This window comes from Flavobacteriales bacterium, from assembly GCA_016124845.1.
Lineage (GTDB): Bacteria > Bacteroidota > Bacteroidia > UBA10329 > UBA10329 > UBA10329.
The window spans coordinates 40,223-62,413 of record WGMW01000011.1; the positions used below are offsets into that span (position 1 = coordinate 40,223).

5 protein-coding genes are annotated in these 22,191 nt (G+C 49.7%); 2 read left to right on the top strand and 3 right to left on the bottom strand.

Features of this window, described 5'->3' with window-relative positions:
• Positions 1–44: 44 nt before the first annotated feature.
• From GC178_05825 to GC178_05835, 3 genes are all read right to left on the bottom strand, one after another.
• Positions 45–2,174: a fatty acid oxidation complex subunit alpha FadJ gene (locus GC178_05825; GenBank protein ID MBI1287081.1), complete on the bottom strand. Its 2,130-nt coding sequence runs from the start codon at positions 2,172–2,174 to the stop codon at positions 45–47.
• A 67-nt stretch (positions 2,175–2,241) separates the two neighbouring features.
• Positions 2,242–2,607 carry a four helix bundle protein gene (locus GC178_05830; protein MBI1287082.1) on the bottom strand — a complete coding sequence of 122 codons (366 nt, stop codon included), beginning with the start codon at positions 2,605–2,607 and terminating at the stop codon, positions 2,242–2,244.
• A gap of 103 nt (positions 2,608–2,710) precedes the next feature.
• Positions 2,711–3,994: an acetyl-CoA C-acyltransferase gene (locus GC178_05835; GenBank protein MBI1287083.1), complete on the bottom strand. Its 1,284-nt coding sequence runs from the start codon at positions 3,992–3,994 to the stop codon at positions 2,711–2,713.
• Positions 3,995–4,197: 203 nt separating this feature from the next.
• Between GC178_05835 and GC178_05840 the strand changes: the two genes are divergently transcribed.
• Both GC178_05840 and GC178_05845 read left to right on the top strand, forming a co-directional pair.
• Positions 4,198–16,863, top strand: coding sequence for a tandem-95 repeat protein (locus GC178_05840; protein ID MBI1287084.1), 12,666 nt, complete (start codon positions 4,198–4,200; stop codon positions 16,861–16,863).
• 275 nt (positions 16,864–17,138) lie between these two features.
• Positions 17,139–22,191 (top strand): hypothetical protein (locus GC178_05845; protein MBI1287085.1); only part of this gene is annotated, 5,053 nt, incomplete at its 3' end.

Below are 22,191 nucleotides of genomic sequence, written 5' to 3' on the forward strand. Positions count from 1 at the left end.
AAGCCGAAGCAGTTGCCTCGGCTTTCCCTTTTATTCGGTTTTGGTTAGGAGTAGAACTTTTCTCCCGCCTTTGCCTTGTCTACAATGATCTGTGGCGGCAAGAAACGCTCTCCGTGTTTCTGGGCCAAGCGGTTGAAGATGTCAACAGTTTCCTGCGCGCCTAACGCATCCATGTATCGGAACGGTCCACCACGGAATGGAGGGAATCCCAATCCAAAAACAGCCCCCACATCGCCATCCAACGGGTTCGAAACAATGCCTTCCTGCAAGCACAGAGCGGCTTCGCTCACCATGCTCATGCCAATACGCTCATAGATCTCCTTGTCATCGAACTTCTTGCGGTTGTTGCCACCGAAAAAGCTGTAAACGTTCGCATCCAGTTCCTTTTTCTTATTGCCGTTCTCATCGTACTGATAGAACCCTTTCTTGTTCTTCCTTCCATGGTAACCCGCATCGAACATGCGCTTCAACCCGTCAGATGCCTTCGCACCTTTTCGGGTCGAAATGAAATGCTGCATCAATTCACCGCTCATGATGTGTGCACCCACATCAATTCCAACCTCGTCCATCAGCGTTATAGGTCCCACAGGGAAACCGAATTTCTTCAGCACCTTGTCTATTTGAAGCGCGTCTGCGCCTTCTTCCAACATGTTCAAGGCTTCGCCAAGAAGCGGAGCCAGAATACGCGTGGTGTAGAACCCAGGGCCGTCTTTCACCACGATCACCGTTTTGCCTTGCTTCACACCGAGGTCGTAGCAGGTGGAAGTGACCCAATCTGCCGTCTGATCAGTGACAACGATCTCCAGCAATGGCATCTTCGGAACAGGGGAGAAGTAGTGCATCCCGATCACCTGCTCAGGTCGTTTACTTGCTTTCGCGATCTCGCCAATGGGCAGGGCGGAGGTGTTGGAAGCAAAAATGGCGTTGGGGCTCATCGCCTCTTCGCACTCGGCCAACACGCGGTGCTTCAGTTTCAGATCCTCGAAAACCGCTTCAATGACCACCTGAACCTTCTCAAAGTTGTTGTAATCGAGCTGGCCTGCAATGCGGTTCATCAAGCGGTCGGCATCCAACTGCGGCATCGCCTTGCGCTGCACCTTTTTGCCTATGTCTTTCCAAATGGTCTGCTTGGCCTGCGTAATGGTTTCCTGCTTGATGTCTTTCAGCAGCACCTTCACATCCTTGGCGGCAGAAACCTGCGCAATGCCTGCACCCATGAAACCGGCACCTACCATGGCGATGGTGTCAACGGGCTTGGCCAACTCGGCCAATGGGTTTTTCTTCTTCTCCGTCATGGCGAAGAAAATGCCGCGCAACTGAAAACTCTCGGGTGTAAGGATGAGTTTTTCAAAACGCTTCACTTCTTCCTCATAACCGCGCTTCTCACCAGATGTCATTCCAATGCGAACGCACTCCAGAATCTCGTACGGAGCAGGGTAGTTTCCTTTGGTCTGTCCGTCCACCATCTCTTTGGCCTTCTTGAAGATGATGCCTTTGGTGATCGGGTTTCCTTCCAGGAATTTCTCCATCCCCGAACGCTTATCCTCACGCTTCAGCGGGCCTTTGGTCAGTTCTTTCGCCAAACAAATGGCCGCATCAAGCAATGCTTCTTTGGTGGAAAGTCGATCGACCAATCCCATTTTCTTGGCAGGATACGCGAACACGTTCTTTCCAGTGAGCATCATATCCAAGGCTTTCTGAATACCAACTAATCGTGGCAGACGTTGTGTTCCGCCACCGCCAGGAAGCAGTCCAAGCTTCACTTCAGGTAGAGAAAGAATGGTCTTTGGACTATCGGAAGCCACACGGGCAGCGCACGCCAACGCGATCTCCAGTCCAGCACCCATGCAAGCACCGTTGATGGCGGCCACCACGGGCTTTTTGCTCTTCTGCAATCGGTTCAGGATCTCGTGGCCTTTCTTGGCGATAGGTTGCCAGTCGCCCTCCTTCTTCACATTGGCGAAAGCCTCAATATCAGCTCCTGCAATGAAATCCTTTTTGCGGCTGATCATCACCGCAGCTTTCACCTCAGGGTCTTTTTCGAGTTCGTCCATCATCGGGTTGAACGTTTCGATCATATCAGGCCCGATCTTATTGATCTTCGAATCTTGCTCGTCCATCCAAATGATGGCGATACCGTCCCGTTTTTCTATTTCAACATACTTGTTTTTCATACTTCAGAGATTTTCAATAGACGATGTGCAATTGGCAATTTACAATTTGATGGGCCGATGCACTCCGTCATTTCTGATTCATGTTCTTTTTAGCTGTGTTTACGCTTGCAACGAAAATTGCAAGAAGTTCTTTGCATTCTTGTCTGGCCTTAACGATCACTGCTTCAGAAGCGTAGAGCTTAGTTCTTTGGATGATTTTGAGACAATTGGTCGTTTCTCTCAACTCCTTAAGAACGACATTCATCTTATGAACAAAGTCACGCTTTGATTCTGCTGCACGCACTTCGCCATAGTTTAGTGCTGGAGAGGAACCACTTCTGAGCAATTGCTTTGCGTAGTAGTCTGCTGCGTACGACTTTGGCATCTTCTCCGTGATTTCTACGATCATCACGGCAAAGTCAATAACCCTATTCTCGAGTTCTTCTGAGGTCATCTGTAGTTTACTTGCGATGGACAATTTGCAATTTTCAATGTGCAATTGGATTGCAGCCTTCGCTCAAATTGTCAATTGCATATCGCCAATTGTCAATTGCAAATTAGTTTGGATAGCGTTCCAAAATACTCGCATGACCATGCGCCCCAGCAGCACAGGCGGCCAATAGTCCATAACGACCACCTTCAGCGATCAATCGGTTGGCGGTGGTTGTCATAATACGTGCGCCAGTGGCTCCAAATGGGTGACCGATGGAAAGCGACCCGCCCCACAGGTTCATTTTCTCCATTGGAATTTGTCCTACAGCCTTGTCTCTGCCCAAATACTTCTTACAGAAATCGTCTGAGGACAAAGCGGCAATGTTTGCCAATATCTGTCCGGCAAATGCCTCATGGAATTCAATGACATCCATGTCCTCCATCTTCAGGTTGTTTCTGTCGAGGATTTTGGCCATGGCATAAGCAGGTCCGAGTAAAAGCTCTTCGCGAATATCTTGAGCTGTGAACAGATAATCGTGGATGTAAGCCTTGGGCGTGAATCCAAGTTCTTTTGCTTTTTCTTCACTCATGATCAGAACTGCTGCACCGCCATCCGTCAGGAATGATGAGTTGGCAGCGGTCAATGTTCCGTGAGGTTTTACGAAAGCAGGCTTCAGTTTCGCCAATTTCTCCAAAGGTGCAACGCGGATTCCGTTGTCTTTATCGATCGGTTTGAACTTCGGAGCGAGTTCTACGGGTGCGATCTCCTTGGCAAGATGACCTTCGTCCTGTGCTTTCTGTGCCAACGTGTGCGATCGCAATGCAAACTCATCCTGCGCCTCGCGGCTAATGCTGAATTTGGCGGCCAATGTTTCGCAGTCCTCACCCATCAGTCGGTCTGTCAAGAACTCGGCAACGGCTGGCCTGTCGGGGAGGAAGTCTGTCAACTTCAGCGTCATTGCAAACTTGATCATATCGCCCGTTGTTTTCAGTTTCTGGGCGTTGAACAGCTTCTTGCGCATACTTTTCTTGTAGCCGATAGGCGAATCGGAAGTACAATCTGTACCGCCTGCAATCACCACATCAGCATGTCCCAAACGGATTAGGTCTGCTCCGCGAGAAATGGCCTGGTTGGCCGAAATACACGCCTGTGAAACGGTGTGGCAAGGCGTGGTCATGTTCAATCCTGCCGTCAGGGCGCTTTCGCGCGCCACATTGGGAGTTTTCACATTATGGATCACGGTTCCCATCACCACTTGGTCGATCTGGTCGGGTTTTATCCCCGTTTTATCTACCACGCCTTTGATGGCGAAAGCTCCCAATTGGTAACTCATCAGGTCCATGTAATCGGTCCCAGCCCTCAGAAATGGAGTGCGCGCTCCATCTATCAATACTACTTTCTTGCTCATATCAAATAATTCAATGCATGCATTGCAAATGTATTCTTTTAGGCAACAAGTTTAAGCAAGAAAAGTTTCGCTGGAAATGTGGACAACCATGTTGACAAACCCTGTTGACTTTTCTCCACGATGGTAAATCACTTCTTCGTAATATTGTGGTTTCATCGGGAATTGTAAAACCAATTACAGTTTTCCGCGTAGAAAACGCTCGCATGCGAAACCAACCAATCACAAATACGGACATCATGAATAACCGTAGTTACCCTTTGGCCCTATTGACGGGCCTCTTTTGTTTTTTTATGCTTGGTTCTAACCTCTCTTACGCAGAAGGTACCAAGCAGACCACGGCCACATCCTCGGATTATACTCACCTTTTGGTGAACGTGGATGAATACAACAATTTCGGTCGATATGATGGAAATGTCGATCAGCGGCTTTTCATTCACTTTGAGGATCCGGAGAATGAGGTGGTCTATTTCGGTTTCAGTAACTTCAAGAGTGAAACGCATTGGCCGAACACTGGAGGCAACAGAACCGGATATTTCCGCATCAAGGATCCAAGTGGTAACGTGGTTTGGCCAACTGCCGGAGACCCAGCAGGTCAGCTGAACAATGCTGCTATATCCACTTGGCAGCAGGCGGTAAACGGTCCGAACCAGATTGTTGGATCGGGCGGTTATAACGCTTACACATTCAATCCGGATGGCCTTCCTGCGGGTGATTACTACATCGAGTTTAGTGCTTCGCAGTCCAGTTATAGCTCGCAACAGCTTATCATACCTTATTACGACATTACCGTTGCAACTGAAGGTGGAACACCAACTGCAATTGATGGTCGTGTGTTCTCGTACAACTGGGCTTTCATGTGTCCTTCCATCGACTATCCGAACGATTATTTCGACCGCGATTTTACGGGTACGCTCTATATCTATTCGGATGATGGTTTTGTGAGTCTGATCGATTTCAGCCAAGCTGGTTTTCAAGGTGCAGCTTTTAACATCGCTTTCAACAGTTCCGGTACCAGCGCGACAGGCGTTTTTGAAGTGGACCGTGCCTCGGTGGAGAGTGCGAACGTGACCTTTGCGGAGTATCGGGTCTTTTTGAATAATCCGGATGAGACATCCTACCCGAACGGCTCATTTGGTGAGTTTGTGACCAATGCCGACTTTCCGAAACTCTATGGTTGTCCTGACGACAATCTATGGTTCTTCAGGCTTGCGGCAACGAAAGCGGGTAGGGTAGAAGTGCTCATAGATTCAGATGCCAACGGACAATATGATCCAGGTTCGGCTGACGTGCTTCTGACCACGGACATCGTTCCGTTCCCGGGTGAGACACCCCCATATGACCGAGATATTCCTTGGGATGGTCTGGATGGTTTAGGAAACCCGATTCCAACCAATACCAACCTCAGTGTTCAATATAGTTACTCCCAAGGGTACTATCACTTGCCGGTGTATGATGTGGAACACTTGAGAACCGGTATGCAGGTTCAGGCGGTACGCCCTGCCACACCACAGCCCTACGATCCGAAGTTCTTCTATGACGATCAGGCGATTACCGAAACGTTACCTGGTGGTCAGCCAGCCCTCGAATTGAACGGTTGTACGCCTCCTTGTCACTATTGGGATGCATACGATTATGGAAACGTGAATACGATTAACACTTTCTGGTATGCTTATCGATCTGCGACCAATGTGACGATTCCGTTTGAGACGCCTCCGCCAACATGTGCGGGATGTCCTTTTGTTCCGTTTGAGATCATAGGCAGTGTCTTCTTGGATACTGATGCCAATGGCACCATGGATGGTTCCGATTACGGTTTTGCTGGCGTAACTGTGAACGTATATAATGATGCGAACAACAATGGCACTTACGAATCCGGGACAGATCCGCTTATAGATACGGATGTGACTGACAGCCTTGGTAATTACTCATTGATCGGTCAGATCGCTACGGATCACTTGATCGTGATCGATCAGACTACGCTGCCATCGAACAGCACAATGACCACAAACGATCTGTATAGCGTACAATTCTCATCTCTGTACGATGCTTCTTGCGATAGCATGTTCGGCTTTGTGACCTATCCGATCGCTGTTACTGACTATGATACGATCCAAGATACATCCATTCCGATCGTTGTATGTGTTCAGAACAATGATTCTGACCCATTGGGCGGAGGATTGACCACATCCATTGTTACCGCACCTGTAAATGGCGGAACGGCTGTGCTTCAGGGAGATTGCATCCAGTACACGGCCATACCCAATTATATAGGTGTAGATTCTCTGCTCTATCAGGTATGTACTCCTGAGGGCCTTTGCGACAGTGCATGGGTCATCATCCAGATAGGAGATATATGTGGTGATGGAATTGATAACGATGGCGATGGTATCATTGATAATTATTCTCCTCAGATAGTTGTCACAGCAAGTGGAACAGACCCTTATTGTGTAGGTTTTTCGGATGGAACGCTGACCAGTAGCGCCACCGGTGGTCGACCTCCATATTCTATCACTTGGATCGAGAACAGCCTTCCATTTGCATCAACTGCCGATGTGAACGGACTGGGCGCAGGAACTTATATCGTTTCTTACGAGGATGCAAACGGTTGTAAGGAAAGTCAGACGGTTACGTTGACAGAGGACAACTGTCCACCGATCGCGAACAATGATTTCAACAATACCTTGGTTGATGTTCCGGTTTCAGGAAACGTGGTAACAAATGATATTGACCTGAACGGTGACAACCTCATTGTAAATACCACTCCGGTTTCTGGTCCTTCGCATGGTAGTGTAACGCTTAATGCGAATGGAACTTACACGTACACTCCGAACTCCGGTTATGAGGGAGAGGATGAGTTCGTTTACCGTGTCTGTGACGATGGCACACCCTCACTCTGCGATCAGGCAACGGTTTACATCGAGGTGATTCCGATCACTTCTGGAAATGAGCCACCGATAGCAAACGCGGATGTTGCTCAAACGATGCAGGACGTTCCGGTTACAGGAAATGTGCTTGTAAACGATGGTGACCCTGATGGAAACAACATCATTCTGAACACAACTCCGATCACGGGTCCAACCAATGGAACGGTTACATTGAATCCTGATGGTTCATTCACCTACACGCCCAACTCCGGTTTCACCGGAACGGATACCTATATATATAGCATCTGCGATGATGCTACCCCATCGCTTTGCGATACCGCGGTGGTGACCATCAATGTTCTTCCGGATTCTGGTCCGGGCAACGACCCTCCATTTGCGGGTGATGATGGTGCATTGACCCCGCAGGATGTTCCAGTTTCTGGAAATCTGCTTACCAATGATTTTGATCCGAACGGAGACAACATCATTATTAATACAACTCAGGTCTCAGGGTCATCGAATGGTACGGTTACCATTTCCTCAAATGGAGATTACACCTATACTCCAAACTCCGGTTTCATCGGTGCCGATCAGTTCGTGTATCAAATATGCGATGATGGCACGCCAAGCCTTTGTGCTACGGCCACTTGCTACATCACGGTTTACCCGGACAATAATCCTCCGATCGCCACCGATGATATCAACTCAACATTGGTGGGTGTTCCGGTTTCTGGAAATGTTTCAACAAACGACACGGATCCGGATGGCGATGACCTGACGGTGAACACCACGTTGGTGACCAACCCTTCCAATGGTTCGGTGACCATCAACCCAGATGGTTCTTACACCTATACTCCAAACTCTGGTTTCAGCGGTGAGGACACATTTGAGTACGTGACCTGCGATAATGGAATTCCAAGCCTTTGCGATACGGCTCAGGTTTCCATTCAGGTTGTTCCTATTACAACCGGTAATGAACCTCCAGTTGCACAGGATGATGCTGCTCAAACGCAGGTTGATGTTCCTGTTTCTGGAAACGTACTCATCAATGATGACGACCCTGATGGAAACAACATCATTTTGAATACCACTCCGGTCACAGGTCCTTCTCACGGTACCGTGACCTTGAACCCTGATGGAACGTTTACTTACACGCCTGATCCGGGATACGTTGGGACAGATGTCTTTACATATAGTATATGTGATGATGCCACACCATCGCTGTGTGATGAGGCACAGGTGACGATCGTGGTTGTTCCGAATTACAACGGACCGGACAACGATCCTCCATTTGCTGGCGATGACGCTGCATTGACACCTCAGGAAGTACCTGTTTCTGGAGACCTTCTTGCGAATGATTTCGACCCGAACGGAGACAACATCACCATTAATACTACTCCGGTTTCTGGGCCATCTCATGGTACGGTGGTCATTAATCCGAACGGAACTTACACGTATACTCCAAACCCAGGCTATACTGGTCCAGACCAATATGTGTATGAGATCTGCGATGATGGCACGCCAAGTCTTTGTGCTCAGGCCACATGCTACATCACGGTTTACCCAGACAATAACCCACCGACAGCGGTCAACGACTTCAATAATACATTGGTTGATACGCCAGTTTCGGGCAATGTTGCTACCAACGATTCGGACCCTGACGGTGATAACCTCACGGTGAATACAACTTTGGTAAGTGGCCCATCAAATGGTACCGTTACCATGAACCCAGATGGCTCTTACACCTACACGCCAAACCCAGGGTACGTTGGTGAGGACACCTTTACCTACGAGATCTGCGATGATGGAATTCCATCGCTTTGCGATCAGGCAACGGTAACCATTTCGGTTATTCCTGTAACGAATGATAACGACCCACCTGTAGCCAACCCAGATGCATACGTAACGCAGGTTGGAGTTCCTGTTGGTGGAAATATCACGGCAAATGATGATGATCCGGATGGAGACAACATCATGCTGAACACAACTCCGCTGACCGGACCTTCTCATGGAACCGTTACGGTGAACGCGAACGGAAATATCGTTTACACTCCGAACCCGGGTTATGTAGGTCAGGATTCTTTCACATACCAGATATGTGATGACGGAACACCTGTGCTGTGCAATCAGACGACTGTGACCATTACGGTGCTCCCAGATTACAACGGACCGGACAATGATCCTCCATTTGCCGGAGATGATGCAGCGCTGACTCCGATGAACGTTCCGGTTTCTGGAGACCACTTGGTGAACGATTTCGATCCGAACGGAGACAATATCATCATCAATACAACTCCTGTTTCAGGGCCGTCTCACGGTACGGTTGTCATCAACCCGAATGGAACTTACACCTATACACCAGCATCTGGTTATGTTGGTCCGGATCAGTTCGTGTATCAGATCTGTGATGATGGAACGCCAAGCCTTTGTGCTCAGGCAACCTGCTACATTACGGTGTTCCCTGGTCCAGGAATTTCTTACACCACTACAGAGCCATTGTGTAATGGAAATGCCAATGGTTCTATCAACATTACAGTTACCAATGCCACGCCTCCGCTAACTTACAGCTGGTCCAACGGTGCAACAACTGAAGACCTGAATAACGTTGCTGCTGGTACTTACGTGGTCACGGTTACTGATGCGCAGGGAAGTGTACTTCAGCAAACTATTCAACTTACACAACCCGATGTTCTCGGTACCACTGTTGATGTTCAGGATGAGACCATCGTGAACGGATGTAACGGTTCGGCAACTGCCAACCCAACAGGTGGAACAGGACCATACACTTATTTGTGGAGTGATGGTCAGACCACACAGACCGCAACAGGTCTTTGTGCTGGAATCTACACGGTTACGATCACAGATGCGAACGGATGTACGGTTACAACAAGTCGCGTTATCAATCCGCCATCCTGTGATCTGGATGTGAACGTCACAGGTCAGCCAGTTGGTTGTAATGGCGGCACGAATGGAAGTGTTCTTGCCACTCCAATCACGCAGCAGAACAATACACCATTTACGTATGCTTGGAGCAATGGAGCAACCACTCAGCAGATAACCGCTGTGGCTGCCGGACCATATTCGGTAACAGTTACCGATGCCATCGGTTGTACAGCTTCTGGAAGCTTCACCGTTACCGAACCACCTTTGCTTGGGGTTACCACTTCGGTTGTTGACGAGCAGACCTTCAACGGATGTGATGGTTCGGCAACAGCAACGGCTACAGGAGGAACATCACCATTCCTATATGAGTGGAGCGATGGCCAGCTCGGTCAGACGGCTTCAAATCTCTGCCCAGGAAACTACACCGTGACCATTACGGATGCGAACGGTTGTACCAGTTCAAGAACAATTACTGTCAATGCACTTTCGTGCGGTGGATTTGCGGTATCGGTCAATACGTATAACCTATCATGTTTCAACGCAAGTGACGGTGCTGCCGTAGCAGTAGTTTCTGGCGGAACTGCTCCGTTTACTTATTTCTGGCCAACAGGAGGTTCATCGGCAGATAGCCTTGCCAACTTGGGTGCTGGAACGTTCACTGTTCAAGTGACGGATTCTGTCAACTGTCAGCAGACAGCGAGTGGGGTTGTTACGCAACCAGCCGTTTTGCAGGCGGCAACTGCTGTTGATCCAGTTACCTGCCACGGTCTGGCAAATGGAGCCATCGAGCTGACGGTTACTGGAGGTACAACGCCTTATTCTTATTCATGGTCGAATGGTGCCACCACCGAGGACATTAATAACCTCGGACCAGGCACTTATGGTGTGTCCATTCTGGATGCACACGGTTGTACAGCCAATTCAAGTGGTTCGGTAACCGAGCCAGATACATTGGGAGCCAGTAGTGTTGATACGGACGTGACCTGCTTTGGAGGTTCTGATGGAGCCATCGACCTTACGGCTACGGGAGGTCTTCCACCATATAACTATTCTTGGTCGAACGGGCAGACAACGCAGGATGTCTCCAACCTCAGTGCAGGAGCGTATAGTGTAACGTTTGCCGATCAGAACGGATGTGTGTTCGTTTACTCCACCACAATCGATCAGGCATCGCAGTTCAATCCGACCATTACGGCTGATGGCCCGACCACATTCTGTAATGGAGACAGCGTAGTACTTACTGCAACTGCGGGTGACAACTACCTGTGGAGTACGGGAGCAACCACGCAGTCCATCACGGTATTTGCAAGTGGTGTTTACACCGTTCATGTGGTGACTGCCGAAGGCTGTTCGGGAGATTCCGGTCCTGTTCAAGTAACGGTAAACTCGAACCCAACACCGACCATCAATCCGATCGGACCTACTACTTTCTGTCAAGGCGGAAGTGTGACCCTGACAACCGGTTCGTATGCCACATATGAATGGAGTACCGGAGCAACGACTCAAAGTATTTCGGTTTCCACTTCAGGAACATACACCGTAACAGTTACGGATGGAAACGGATGCTCGGCAGCTTCGGCTTCTGTCACGGTGACGGTCAATCCATTGCCTACGCCAACTATCGATGCAGATGGTCCGCTGACCTTCTGTCAAGGCGATAATGTTGTTCTTACAGCAAGTTCTGCCTCTGCATGGCAATGGAGCAATGGCGCAAATACACAACAGGTAACGGTGACCACCGCTGGTACTTACACCGTAACGGTAACGGATGCCAACAGCTGTGTTGGAACGTCAGATCCCGTGACGGTTCAGGTGAACAGCAATCCGACACCAACTGTGACACCAGATGGTCCAACAACTTTCTGTGACGGAGACAGCGTTGTACTGACTTCCTCTGTTGCTGATTCGTATGCTTGGAGTACGGGAGCAACAACGCAGTCCATTACGGTCTATTCTTCAGGAACGTACACAGTAACTGTGACAGATGCCAACAGTTGTTCTGGTGCCTCGGCCCCAGTAACAGTTACGGTGAACAGCAACCCAACTCCGACCATCACGGCAAATAACGACCTTGAGTTCTGCGATGGCGATAGCGTGGTGCTGACCTCAAGTTTGGCCAGCTCTTATCTATGGAGTACGGGAGCAACAACAAGATCGATTACCGTATTCGCAACTGGAGACTACTATGTAACTGCCACACTCGGAACGGGATGTGCTGGAACATCAGATACGGTAAGCGTTACTGCATTCCCGAATCCAACTCCTACGGTAACTGCAAATGGTCCAACCACTTTCTGTCAAGGTGGAAGCGTGGATCTGACCTCAACACCGGGTGCATCTTATCTATGGAATACAGGTGCCACCGGGCAGACCATAACGGTGACAACTACTGGTCAGCGATGGGTTACGGTAACTTCCATCAACGGATGTTCGGGAGTTTCGGACACAGTTGATGTGGTTGTGAACCCGAATCCAACTCCGACAATTACACCGGACGGACCACTTGAATTCTGCGATGGCGACAGCGTTACGTTGACTGCCTCGGCAGCTGCCTCTTACCTGTGGTCGAACGGAGCAACTACACAATCTACCGTTGTATACGCGTCCGGAACGTATTCGGTAACGGTTACCGATGCAAACGGATGTTCGGGAACTTCGGGATCGGTCACAGTCAATGTGAATCAGCTTCCGTTCTCATTCATCTTTGCTACAGGACCTACCACTTTCTGTGAAGGTGATAGTGTCGATCTCGTGGCCCGTCAGTCAGCAGGTTATCTGTGGAATACGGGTGATACGACAAGGATCATTACTGTGAATACATCCGGAACATACTCCGTTACTGTTTTCGATGCCAATGGTTGTCAGAGCGAATCGAACGAGATCACCGTGACGGTGAATCCGAATCCGACACCTACGGTTTCTGCAAATGGTCCTTTGGCCTTCTGCGATGGTGAGAGTGTGATTCTGACGCTGTCCGGTTCAGGAACGTATACTTGGAATACTGGAGAGATCACTAGAAACATCTCTGTTGGCGAAACAGGAAGCTACTGGGGAACTGTGGTTGACAATAATGGTTGTGAAGGTCAGAGTGACACGGTTGATGTGACGGTTTGGGATCTTCCGCAACCGGAGGTTACCACCATAGGAACACCTTCTTTCTGTGCTGGCGATACCATTTGGTTGACCACAACAGAGCCGTTCGAATCATATCTGTGGACCAACACGGGAGACACAACTCAGACAACATACGCGGTTCAAACCGGATTCTACACCGTTCTGGTAACGGATACGAACGGTTGTCAGGGACTCTCACCGGAAGATCTCATCACGGTGAATGTGAATCCAACACCTACCACCACACCGGATGGAACGGTGGAGATCTGCCAGGGCGATACCATCACCATTACCTCTGTAATGGCTGAAAGCTATCTCTGGACAACTGGAGACACCACGCAGGCCATTCAGATTTGGCAGGCTGGAACATACAATGTTTCTGCTACCGACCAGAACGGATGTACTGGAACAAGTGCTGATGTGATCGTAATTGTGAATCAGTTGCCAACTCCGACCATTGTTCCGGATGGAGACCTGGATTTCTGTCTTGGTGGAACGGTTGGTCTTTCCACTCAGAATTACGAGACCTATTCTTGGTCGAACGGTGCCAACAGTCAGGCAATTCTTGTCAATCAGTCAGGAACGTACACGGTAACTGTTACAGACAGTACTGGGTGTGCCGCTGCGGCTGCATCTATCGATGTAACGGTTCATCAACCGCCAACGGTCAACATCAACGTGACCGGACCGCATCAGTTCTGCTTCGGAGATTCTGCCGTTCTGACCGCCACACCGGGTTACAACGGATACCTGTGGTCGAATGGTGCTACCACGCAGTCCATTACGGTTTACACATCCGGTTCGTTCAACGTAACAGTAACGGATGAATACGGCTGTGAAGGAACATCTCCATTGACAACCATTGAGGTCTACTCTCTGCCGAACATCGACATCATCGCCAACGGCCCGACAGAGTTCTGCCAAGGAGACTCAGTTGTACTTACCGCTACCGGTGGTATGAACTACCATTGGAGTAATGGTGCCAGTGGACCATCCATTGTGGTGTACACAGCAGGAAGCTATTACGTGACCGGAAGCAACCAGTTCGGTTGTCAGGATGTGTCTGCCAGCGTTTCTGTACTGGTCAATCAGCCTCCAACGGTATTCGTATTCCCTGATGGGCCTACTGAGTTCTGTCAAGGTGGAAGTGTAGATCTTGTGGCGAGCGGGGCAGACTCGTATCTGTGGTCAACAAATGAGACAGGGCCGATCATCACGGTAACCCAATCAGGACTTTACCACGTGACCGGAACAGATGCGAACGGTTGCAGTACACAGTCTGGAAACGTTCAGGTAACTGAATACCCAGAGCCTGTGCCAACGATCACGGCCAGCGGTCCTACCGAGTTCTGCGATGGTGACAGCGTAGTTCTTACTGCCAGTACTGCCAACTCCTACTCATGGTCAACTGGTGAGACCACACAATCCATTACTGTGTTTGTTGCGGGTTCTTACCAAGTTACGGTGGTAGATGCAAACGGTTGTACCGGAACATCGGCTCGTGTAACGGTGGATGTTTGGTCAAACCCGACTCCAACGATCACACCTGATGGACCGACCGAGTTCTGCGATGGCGATTCTGTGACCCTTGCAGCTCCAACGGGATTTGAGGAGTATCTGTGGAGTACGGGAGATACGACCGAAACGATTGTCGTAATGGTCGGTGGTACATACAACGTTGCGGTAACCGATGAAGGTGGTTGTTCAGGCGTTTCGCCAGATGTAACGGTGACGGTTTACGCCAATCCTGTTCCTGTTATCTCTGCCTCAGACACCGTTGTGTGTGATGGTCAGATCGTGACATTGACCTCAACTCAGGCCGTTGGTTATGAGTGGAACACGACCGCCAATACGCAGCAGATCACGGTGACAACATCGGGCATTTACTCGGTGGAAGTAACCGATGGCAACGGATGTATGGGTACGGACAGTATCGAGATCACGGTCAATCCAACACCTACACCGGTACCGGTCATCACACCAGATGGCCCTACCACGTTCTGTGATGGCGATAGCGTAACCTTGATGGTGGATACTTGGAATTCTTACATGTGGACGCCAACTGGCGACACGACTCAGAACATTACTGTTGGCGAATCAGGAACGTATATCGTAACCGTGACCAACGAGTATGGTTGCGATGCTGCCGCTGCAGGTGTCACCGTAACGGTCAATCCATTGCCAACGCCTACAATCCAGTCAACCGGAGACGGTATGCTTTGCGCAGGTGAATCCATCACGCTAAGCACAGGATTGTTCAATAGCTATGAGTGGAGCACAGGAGACACCACACAGGCCATTGATGTAGATACGACCGGATTGTACAACGTGACAGTGACGAACAGCTTCGGATGCGAAGGAACATCTGAGGACTTTGAGGTCACTCAGCATCCGCTTCCTGAAATTTCAATTGATGCGGATGGCCCGACAACCATCTGTGCAGGAAGTGAGGTGACGTTGACCGCGGTTGGAAACGGTCCTTACCTGTGGAGTACAGGCGATACTACGCAGACCATTACAGTTTCTGATGAAGGTGTCTATTTCGTTCAGGCAACAGATACTGTTACCGGTTGTTCCGGTGTGTCTGACGATGTGGTGGTTTCATACTTCCCAGATTTTGTACCGGAGATCACAGCAGATGGCCCTACTGCTTTCTGCGATGGCGGACAAGTGGTTCTTACTGCCACAGAAGGACTGTCGTACACTTGGTCAACCGCAGATACCACGCAGAGCATTACCGTTTCTACAAGTGGTGTTTATCAGGTAACAGTAGTTGATACGAACGGATGTTCTGGAACGGCAACACGTACAATAACCGTGTTGCCAACTCCGCAAACACAGATCATACCGGACAGTCAGTTCCCATATTGCGATGGCGATGTGGTGACCCTGACCGCCACAGGTGTACCATTTGTAGATGACTTTGAGTGGAACACGGGTGAAACATCACAGACCATTCAAGTAACGCAGAGCGGTGTTTACACGGTAACGGTAACCAACCCGCTTGGATGTTCTTCTTCGGCATCGTTGCCTATCGGCTTCTTGCCATTGCCTCCGGCCAACATCAATGTTGATGGCGGCTCAAGCATCTGCGAAGGCGATCAGGTAACGTTGACCGCTTCAGGTCTGCCATTCGGTAACGATTACATGTGGAGCAACGGAGAGAACACGCAATCCATCACGGTTTCGGAGGCCGGTACGTATACTGTAACCGTTACGAGCGTTACGGGATGTAGCAATACATCGGAGCCGGTTACAATTGATGTGGTGCCTGGCCCAACGGCAGATGTTTCTGTGTTGCCAGATACGGCAGTATGTGTGGGCGACACGGTTACGCTGGGTGCTACGGGCGGTGAGAATTACATGTGGAGCAATGGCGAGACCACTCCGTCCATCACATTTGTTGCAACCGAGAATGCCACTTATTCTGTAGAAGTGACCAATACCGGTTGCGATCAAGTGGCTACGGCCGGGGCTTCCATTGTGGTTCAGCAATATCCAATGGCCGGATTCACCGTTGGAGATACCGATCTTGGAAAACCGGTTGAGTTCACCGATACCTCGTTGGTTCCACCGCTGTACAGTTGGAGCTGGCAGTTCGGTGATGGTCAAACATCCAGCGATCAGAGTCCGAACCATGATTATGAGGCACCAGGTCAATATACCGTATCGTTGATCGTAAGCACTTCTGCTGGTTGTATGGATACAGCTTCGCAAGCAATCGATGTGGAAGAGTTCTTCACCATTACCAATGTTCTTACACCGAACGGTGATGATATCAACGACTACATCTGGATCACCAGTAGTTTGGCCAAGCAGATCGATGCCAAGGTTTACAACAGATGGGGCTTCTCGGTATGGGAAGCTGTGGGAACAGACCTGCGATTTACAGGAAAAACAAGCGAGGGCGTTGACCTTGAGGCCGGTACCTACTACTACACCATTGTATTGGATTATGATGATGCTGGTGTAAGGGAAATGACCGGTTACATTACGCTGATCAGGTAATTGTAAAAAGCGTTTGAATTGAACGGGGCGGCCAATCGGTCGCCCCGTTCTGTTTTACGTCAGTTGTCGAAATTAACGTAGTGTTCATCGAACCAATATTGGCGTTTGACGTATTTGTGTACCTTCGTAGGCTGTCCGAAGTGGCCTGTTTTGAACATGTTATCAACACAAGAAAGTATGTCGTTCATCGAAACAGTATCAACTGTTCGTGATTTTGTGCGTAGCACCGACCACTTCGGAACAACCCCCTTTCAAGAATTGAAATTCATCTTTATATGAGAAAGCAATACTTCCCTACCGTATTGAAGTCTATCCTGTTTGTTGCCATCATGGCAATGCAGTCGTTTTCAGCTTCCGCCACTTGTAATGCCCACATCGATAATTTGGTGATCCATGACCTTGGGAACAACAGTAACACCACCATTGTGGATGGGGCCACCTATTCTCTCGGCAGTCTGCCTACCAACTGGAATGTGGAAGCCATTGTTTCGGGTACGACCATAGGCAGCGTCAAGTTTACGTGGTCTGGAGACTACTCTTCAACGAACACGGAGAACGCATATCCCTATAGATCGCCATCAGATGCAGGAGCCCTCAATTTCGGAGCAGGTTCTTACACGCTTACCGTAAAGGTCTATTATGAAGGTGGTTGTGGAGGTTCGCTTTGCGATGAGACGACCATCCATTTTACTATTTCGGGTTGTGATAATGTGACCGATCCAGGAGAGATCGGCTATGCTCAGAGCGAGTGCAGCTCATTCGATCCGACCGAGATTGTGAGTGTTCATGACCCTTCAGGAGGTTCTGGCAACTTGGAGTTTGTCTGGTTGAAGTCTTACGATGGCGGCAGCACATACAGCGTCATTACAGGTGCCAATGGTTTGACCTACGATCCCGGGGTCATCACACAGACCACGTGGTTCAGAAGATGCTCTCGCAGAGCTGGATGTACTTCTTATGTGGGAGAGAGCAACTGGGTGAAAATGGCTATCGATCCGCAGGCTTGTTTCGTTCCGATCCAAGGCGAACTCTGCTTCAACGGCAATGATGAGACGATCGTCAATGCCCAGTCAAGGTGGGTTTCGCAATGGTCAACCGATATCGATGCTGGAACATTGACGGTTCGTACCACTCTTGCTAAAACATTCGTTGACAACACCTATGGAACCAACGCGGTTCAGTGGCCGGGCAATGGCCATTCTTTCAGTCAATTGGTAGGATCCGATAAACTGCAGATCGCGCTTTATGATAACAATGACAACAAAAAGATGGAGTTCAAAATGGACTACATCACCAGCACCAATTCGGCTCCTTCGGGATATAAGACCTTGGGCGTGACCGGAGGGGATGGAGGCATGCTTACAGGTAATGCCTCTGATGTGGTTGGCGTGAAAACCTCACTTTCTGAGAACTTCAACACGTACGGTTATGTGCTCACCACCAATTCACCAGCCACAGACAATGATTATACTCCAAACCCATCCTATCCAAATTGGGACTTTGACGTTTGGTATGAGGCCACGGTCAAATTGGATGTGTTCGGTTCAGCCGGATTCGGTTACCCTGACATCACAGCGGTTCATGCCTCACCAAGTAAAACGGGACATAACTCGGAAGATGTAACTCCGGTTCCGTGTGACAATTGTGCAGGTGTGACCATCAGCGTAAATGCATCAGCAACAGACGTAAGCTGCAATGCCGATACCATTGGCCAATGCCAAGCGGTAGATTACCAGAATGGTTCACACGCCATTTGGATCAATACACTTCCAAATACGGGGCAGTATTTCCGGTTTGAGAACGGTTCGGGCAGTTTGGTGGAGTATCCTGATGGAACCGCTCACATCACAGGCATCATCTACAATACCGTGGAGACCAACAAGCGTTGGCAAGTAGATGTCTATCTGAACGATAAGATGAACTGGACCCAATGGCAAGCTGCCGGAGGTTCATGGAAGGGAACAGCTTCTATCGTTGGAAACAACTATCTGGATTGGGCTTACTACGAGATGGATGCATCCCAGAGCAAGTTGATCGGTCTTGATTATTATGCGGGCAAGGTTTTGAACCTACAGCGCATGGCCGCAGCTCCTCAATTCCGTGTTCAGGTTGGAACAGCAGCCAACGACAAGAATGGTAACTATGGTCTTTCGCTTTGGTACGATTACTCCGGTTCATTCTGCTCTTCAGGTCATGGAGATTTCAATTTCGACCTTCAGAACTGTTCGTCACAAGGTTGTGATGGAACTGCCACGGCTGTTGCCTCTGGCGGAACGGCACCTTATACGTATTCATGGGACAATGGTGGCTCATCTTCAACGCTTGATGGCCTTTGCGCTGGACAGTACTGCGTAACAGTTACTGATGCCAACGGTTGTACTTCAGACGCGGTTTGCGTAACCGTTGGTCAGCAAGGCCCTTGCTGCGATAACGTGACAGATGCTGGTCAGATCGGTGTGGATCAGAGCAACTGTGGCGAATTCGATGTGGCGGAACTGACAAACATCTCTGCGCCTTCTGGCGGAACAGGTGATCTTGAAATTGTATGGATCACGCGTCCGGGAACTTCTGGTACTTGGCAGATGATAGCCGGTGCCAGTGGATTGAGTTACGATCCAGGAGTTGTTTCAGTGACCACGCAGTTCAGAAGATGCGCAAGACGTGCTGGATGTACAGATTACGTGGGCGAAAGCAACATCATCACCATTACCATCAACCCATCTTTTACACTTGATTGCAACTCTTCGGATGCATCTGCTTGGGAAGCAAGCGATGGTACTGTTGGCGTTATTGTGAATGGCGGAACAGGTCCATTTACTTATCTGTGGAACACAGGCGCGACCACCGCGTCCATTTCTAATGTTCCTGCGGGCGTTTACTCGGTAACTGTTACCGATGCAAACGGTTGCGAGCAATGGACAGAATGCTGCGTGAAGCAACCGCCTGTTCCTACCGTTTGTATCGGTTTCCGAACTCAGACGCAAGGTGGTTGGGGAGCAGTTCCGCACGGTGGTAATCCAGGAACGTATCTACACGACAACTTCAGTACTGCTTTCCCATCGGGAATTGAGATCGGTTGCAACAACAAATTCAGATTCACATCGGCTCAGGCCATTACCGATTTCCTTCCTTGCGGAGGAACAGCCACGTCTCTGCCATCGGGGATAGCAACTGACCCAGCTTGCCCTGGAAACGTATTGGCAGGTCAGGTTCTTGCCGCTACCATCAGCGTTGGGTTCGACAACGCCATTCCTTCATACTCAACATCTACCGTTCCTCTCGAAAATCTTATTGTCCGTTATGGAACCTTCCAAGGCTGGACCGTTGGCGATCTTTTGGCCGAGGCCAATCGCAAGTTGGGCGGATGTTCTTCAAGCTATTCGTATAGTCAATTGAATGATGCGGTAACTGCGGTCAATGAGAATTACGATGATGGAAACGTGACAGGCAACTACTTGGATTGCTGCACGCTAACGGCATCTGCCACTTCTACAGACGTAACGTGCGATACGGCCACGTCTCATGTGTGTGAAGTAATTCCTTACGAAAATGGATCGCATGCCGTTTGGTTCAATTCGCTCAGTACGGGTTCTGCCTACTACAAATTTGTGGATGGCCATGGAACATTGGTCGAGTATCCGGACGGAACAGCTCATTATTCTGGAACGGTTTACAACACTTCGGACAACAATAAGAAGTGGTTGGTTGACATCAACCTTGAGAACAAAAAGAATTGGACCCAATGGTCTGCAACGGGAGGACAATGGAAAGGAACGGCCTCCATTGTTGGCAGTAACTACCTCAACTGGTCGTACTACGAGTTTGCTGCTGGTAGCAAAATGGTGGGGCTTGGCGATTGGGCAGGCAAGGAACTGACCATCACACAGAATTCGAATGCCCCGCAATACGCGGTTCAGGTTGGCGTTGCCGCCAACGATAAGAATGGAAACTACGGCCTTTCCGCTTGGTTCAACTTTGTCGGTTCGGGCGAGAGCGGCCATGGCGATTTCAACTTCGATATTCAGAACTGCACCGATGGTTCATGCAATGGAACGGCTACTGCCTCAGCAGCTGGCGGCTCTGCTCCGTACACCTATCTGTGGGACAATGGGGCTACAACGGCCTCTTTGAGCGGATTGTGCGCGGGACAGTACTGCGTAACAGTCGTTGATGCTACAGGTTGCAAGGCCGATGCCTGCGTTACCGTTGGCGATCGTCCTGCATGTTGCAATGCCAACGAACCTGGACAGATCGAGGGCAGTCAGGAAAGTTGTGGGGCATTCGACCCTGAAACATTCCAAAGTCTAAACCCTGCATCAGGAGGCTTGGGAGACCTGGAATACCAATGGTACTCGAAGACTACGGAAACGTCTTGGATTCCAATTCAAGGAGCCACGGGCGAAACGTACGATGCACCCTATACTTCGGAGACAACCCAGTTTAAGCGATGCGCGCGAAGAAGTGGATGTCCAGAGTTCAACGTTTGTTCGAATGTGCTGGAGATCACTATTCACCCGAACAATATTGTTGCTACCTGTAGCTCAACACCTGCTGGTTGCAATGGTGTGGCAAGTGGAAGCGTTTCGGTCTATGTTCAGGGTGGAACTTCGCCATACGCTTATATATGGAGCAATGGTGCTACATCAACCTCACTTAATGGTTTGGCTGCGGGAACCTACAGCGTGACCGTTACGGATGCCAATGGATGTTCAACTTCATGCCAGGCCGCGGTTTCAGAGCCAGCCTCAATATCGGTTACTTGCACCAAAGTTGATGGTACCTGTTCGAACAATAACGAAGGTTCTGTATCTGCTTCGGTTTCTGGAGGAACAGCACCGTTCACCTATTCATGGAGCAACGGTTCAACCGCGTCAAGCATTTCTGGCCTTGCGGGCGGAACGTATTCGGTGACCGTTACCGATGCGAACGGATGTTCAGCTACATGCAGTAAATCCGTATCCATCACCCCATGCTGCAACGTGACCAACGGAGGTCAGATCGCAGGAGGCGGTTCACATTGCGGACCGTTCGATCCGGACCCGATCACATCGGCCTCATTGCCAACAGGCGGCTTGGGCGATCTTGAGTACGTATGGCTGTGGAATACCGAGGACGTGCCGAACTACGGCAACAACGGTTGGGTGATGATCCCGAACAGCAACTCACCTACTTATGATCCAGGCATGCTGACAGAGAGCCGATGCTTCCTGCGTTGCGCAAGAAGAAGCGGATGTGCCACGTATGTGGGAGAGAGCAACAGGATCTGCTTCACCATCAATCCAGAGCCTACTGCCAATTGCAGCAAGGTGGATGGAACCTGTGCCAATG

What these genes read in the sequence shown, in the direction of transcription:
- GC178_05835 (MBI1287083.1), bottom strand. Translation starts at nt 3,994, where the DNA reads ATGAGCAAGAAAGTAGTATTGATAGATGGAGCGCGCACTCCATTTCTG.
- GC178_05825 (MBI1287081.1), bottom strand. Translation starts at nt 2,174, where the DNA reads ATGAAAAACAAGTATGTTGAAATAGAAAAACGGGACGGTATCGCCATC.
- GC178_05830 (MBI1287082.1), bottom strand. Translation starts at nt 2,607, where the DNA reads ATGACCTCAGAAGAACTCGAGAATAGGGTTATTGACTTTGCCGTGATG.
- GC178_05840 (MBI1287084.1), top strand. Translation starts at nt 4,198, where the DNA reads ATGCGAAACCAACCAATCACAAATACGGACATCATGAATAACCGTAGT.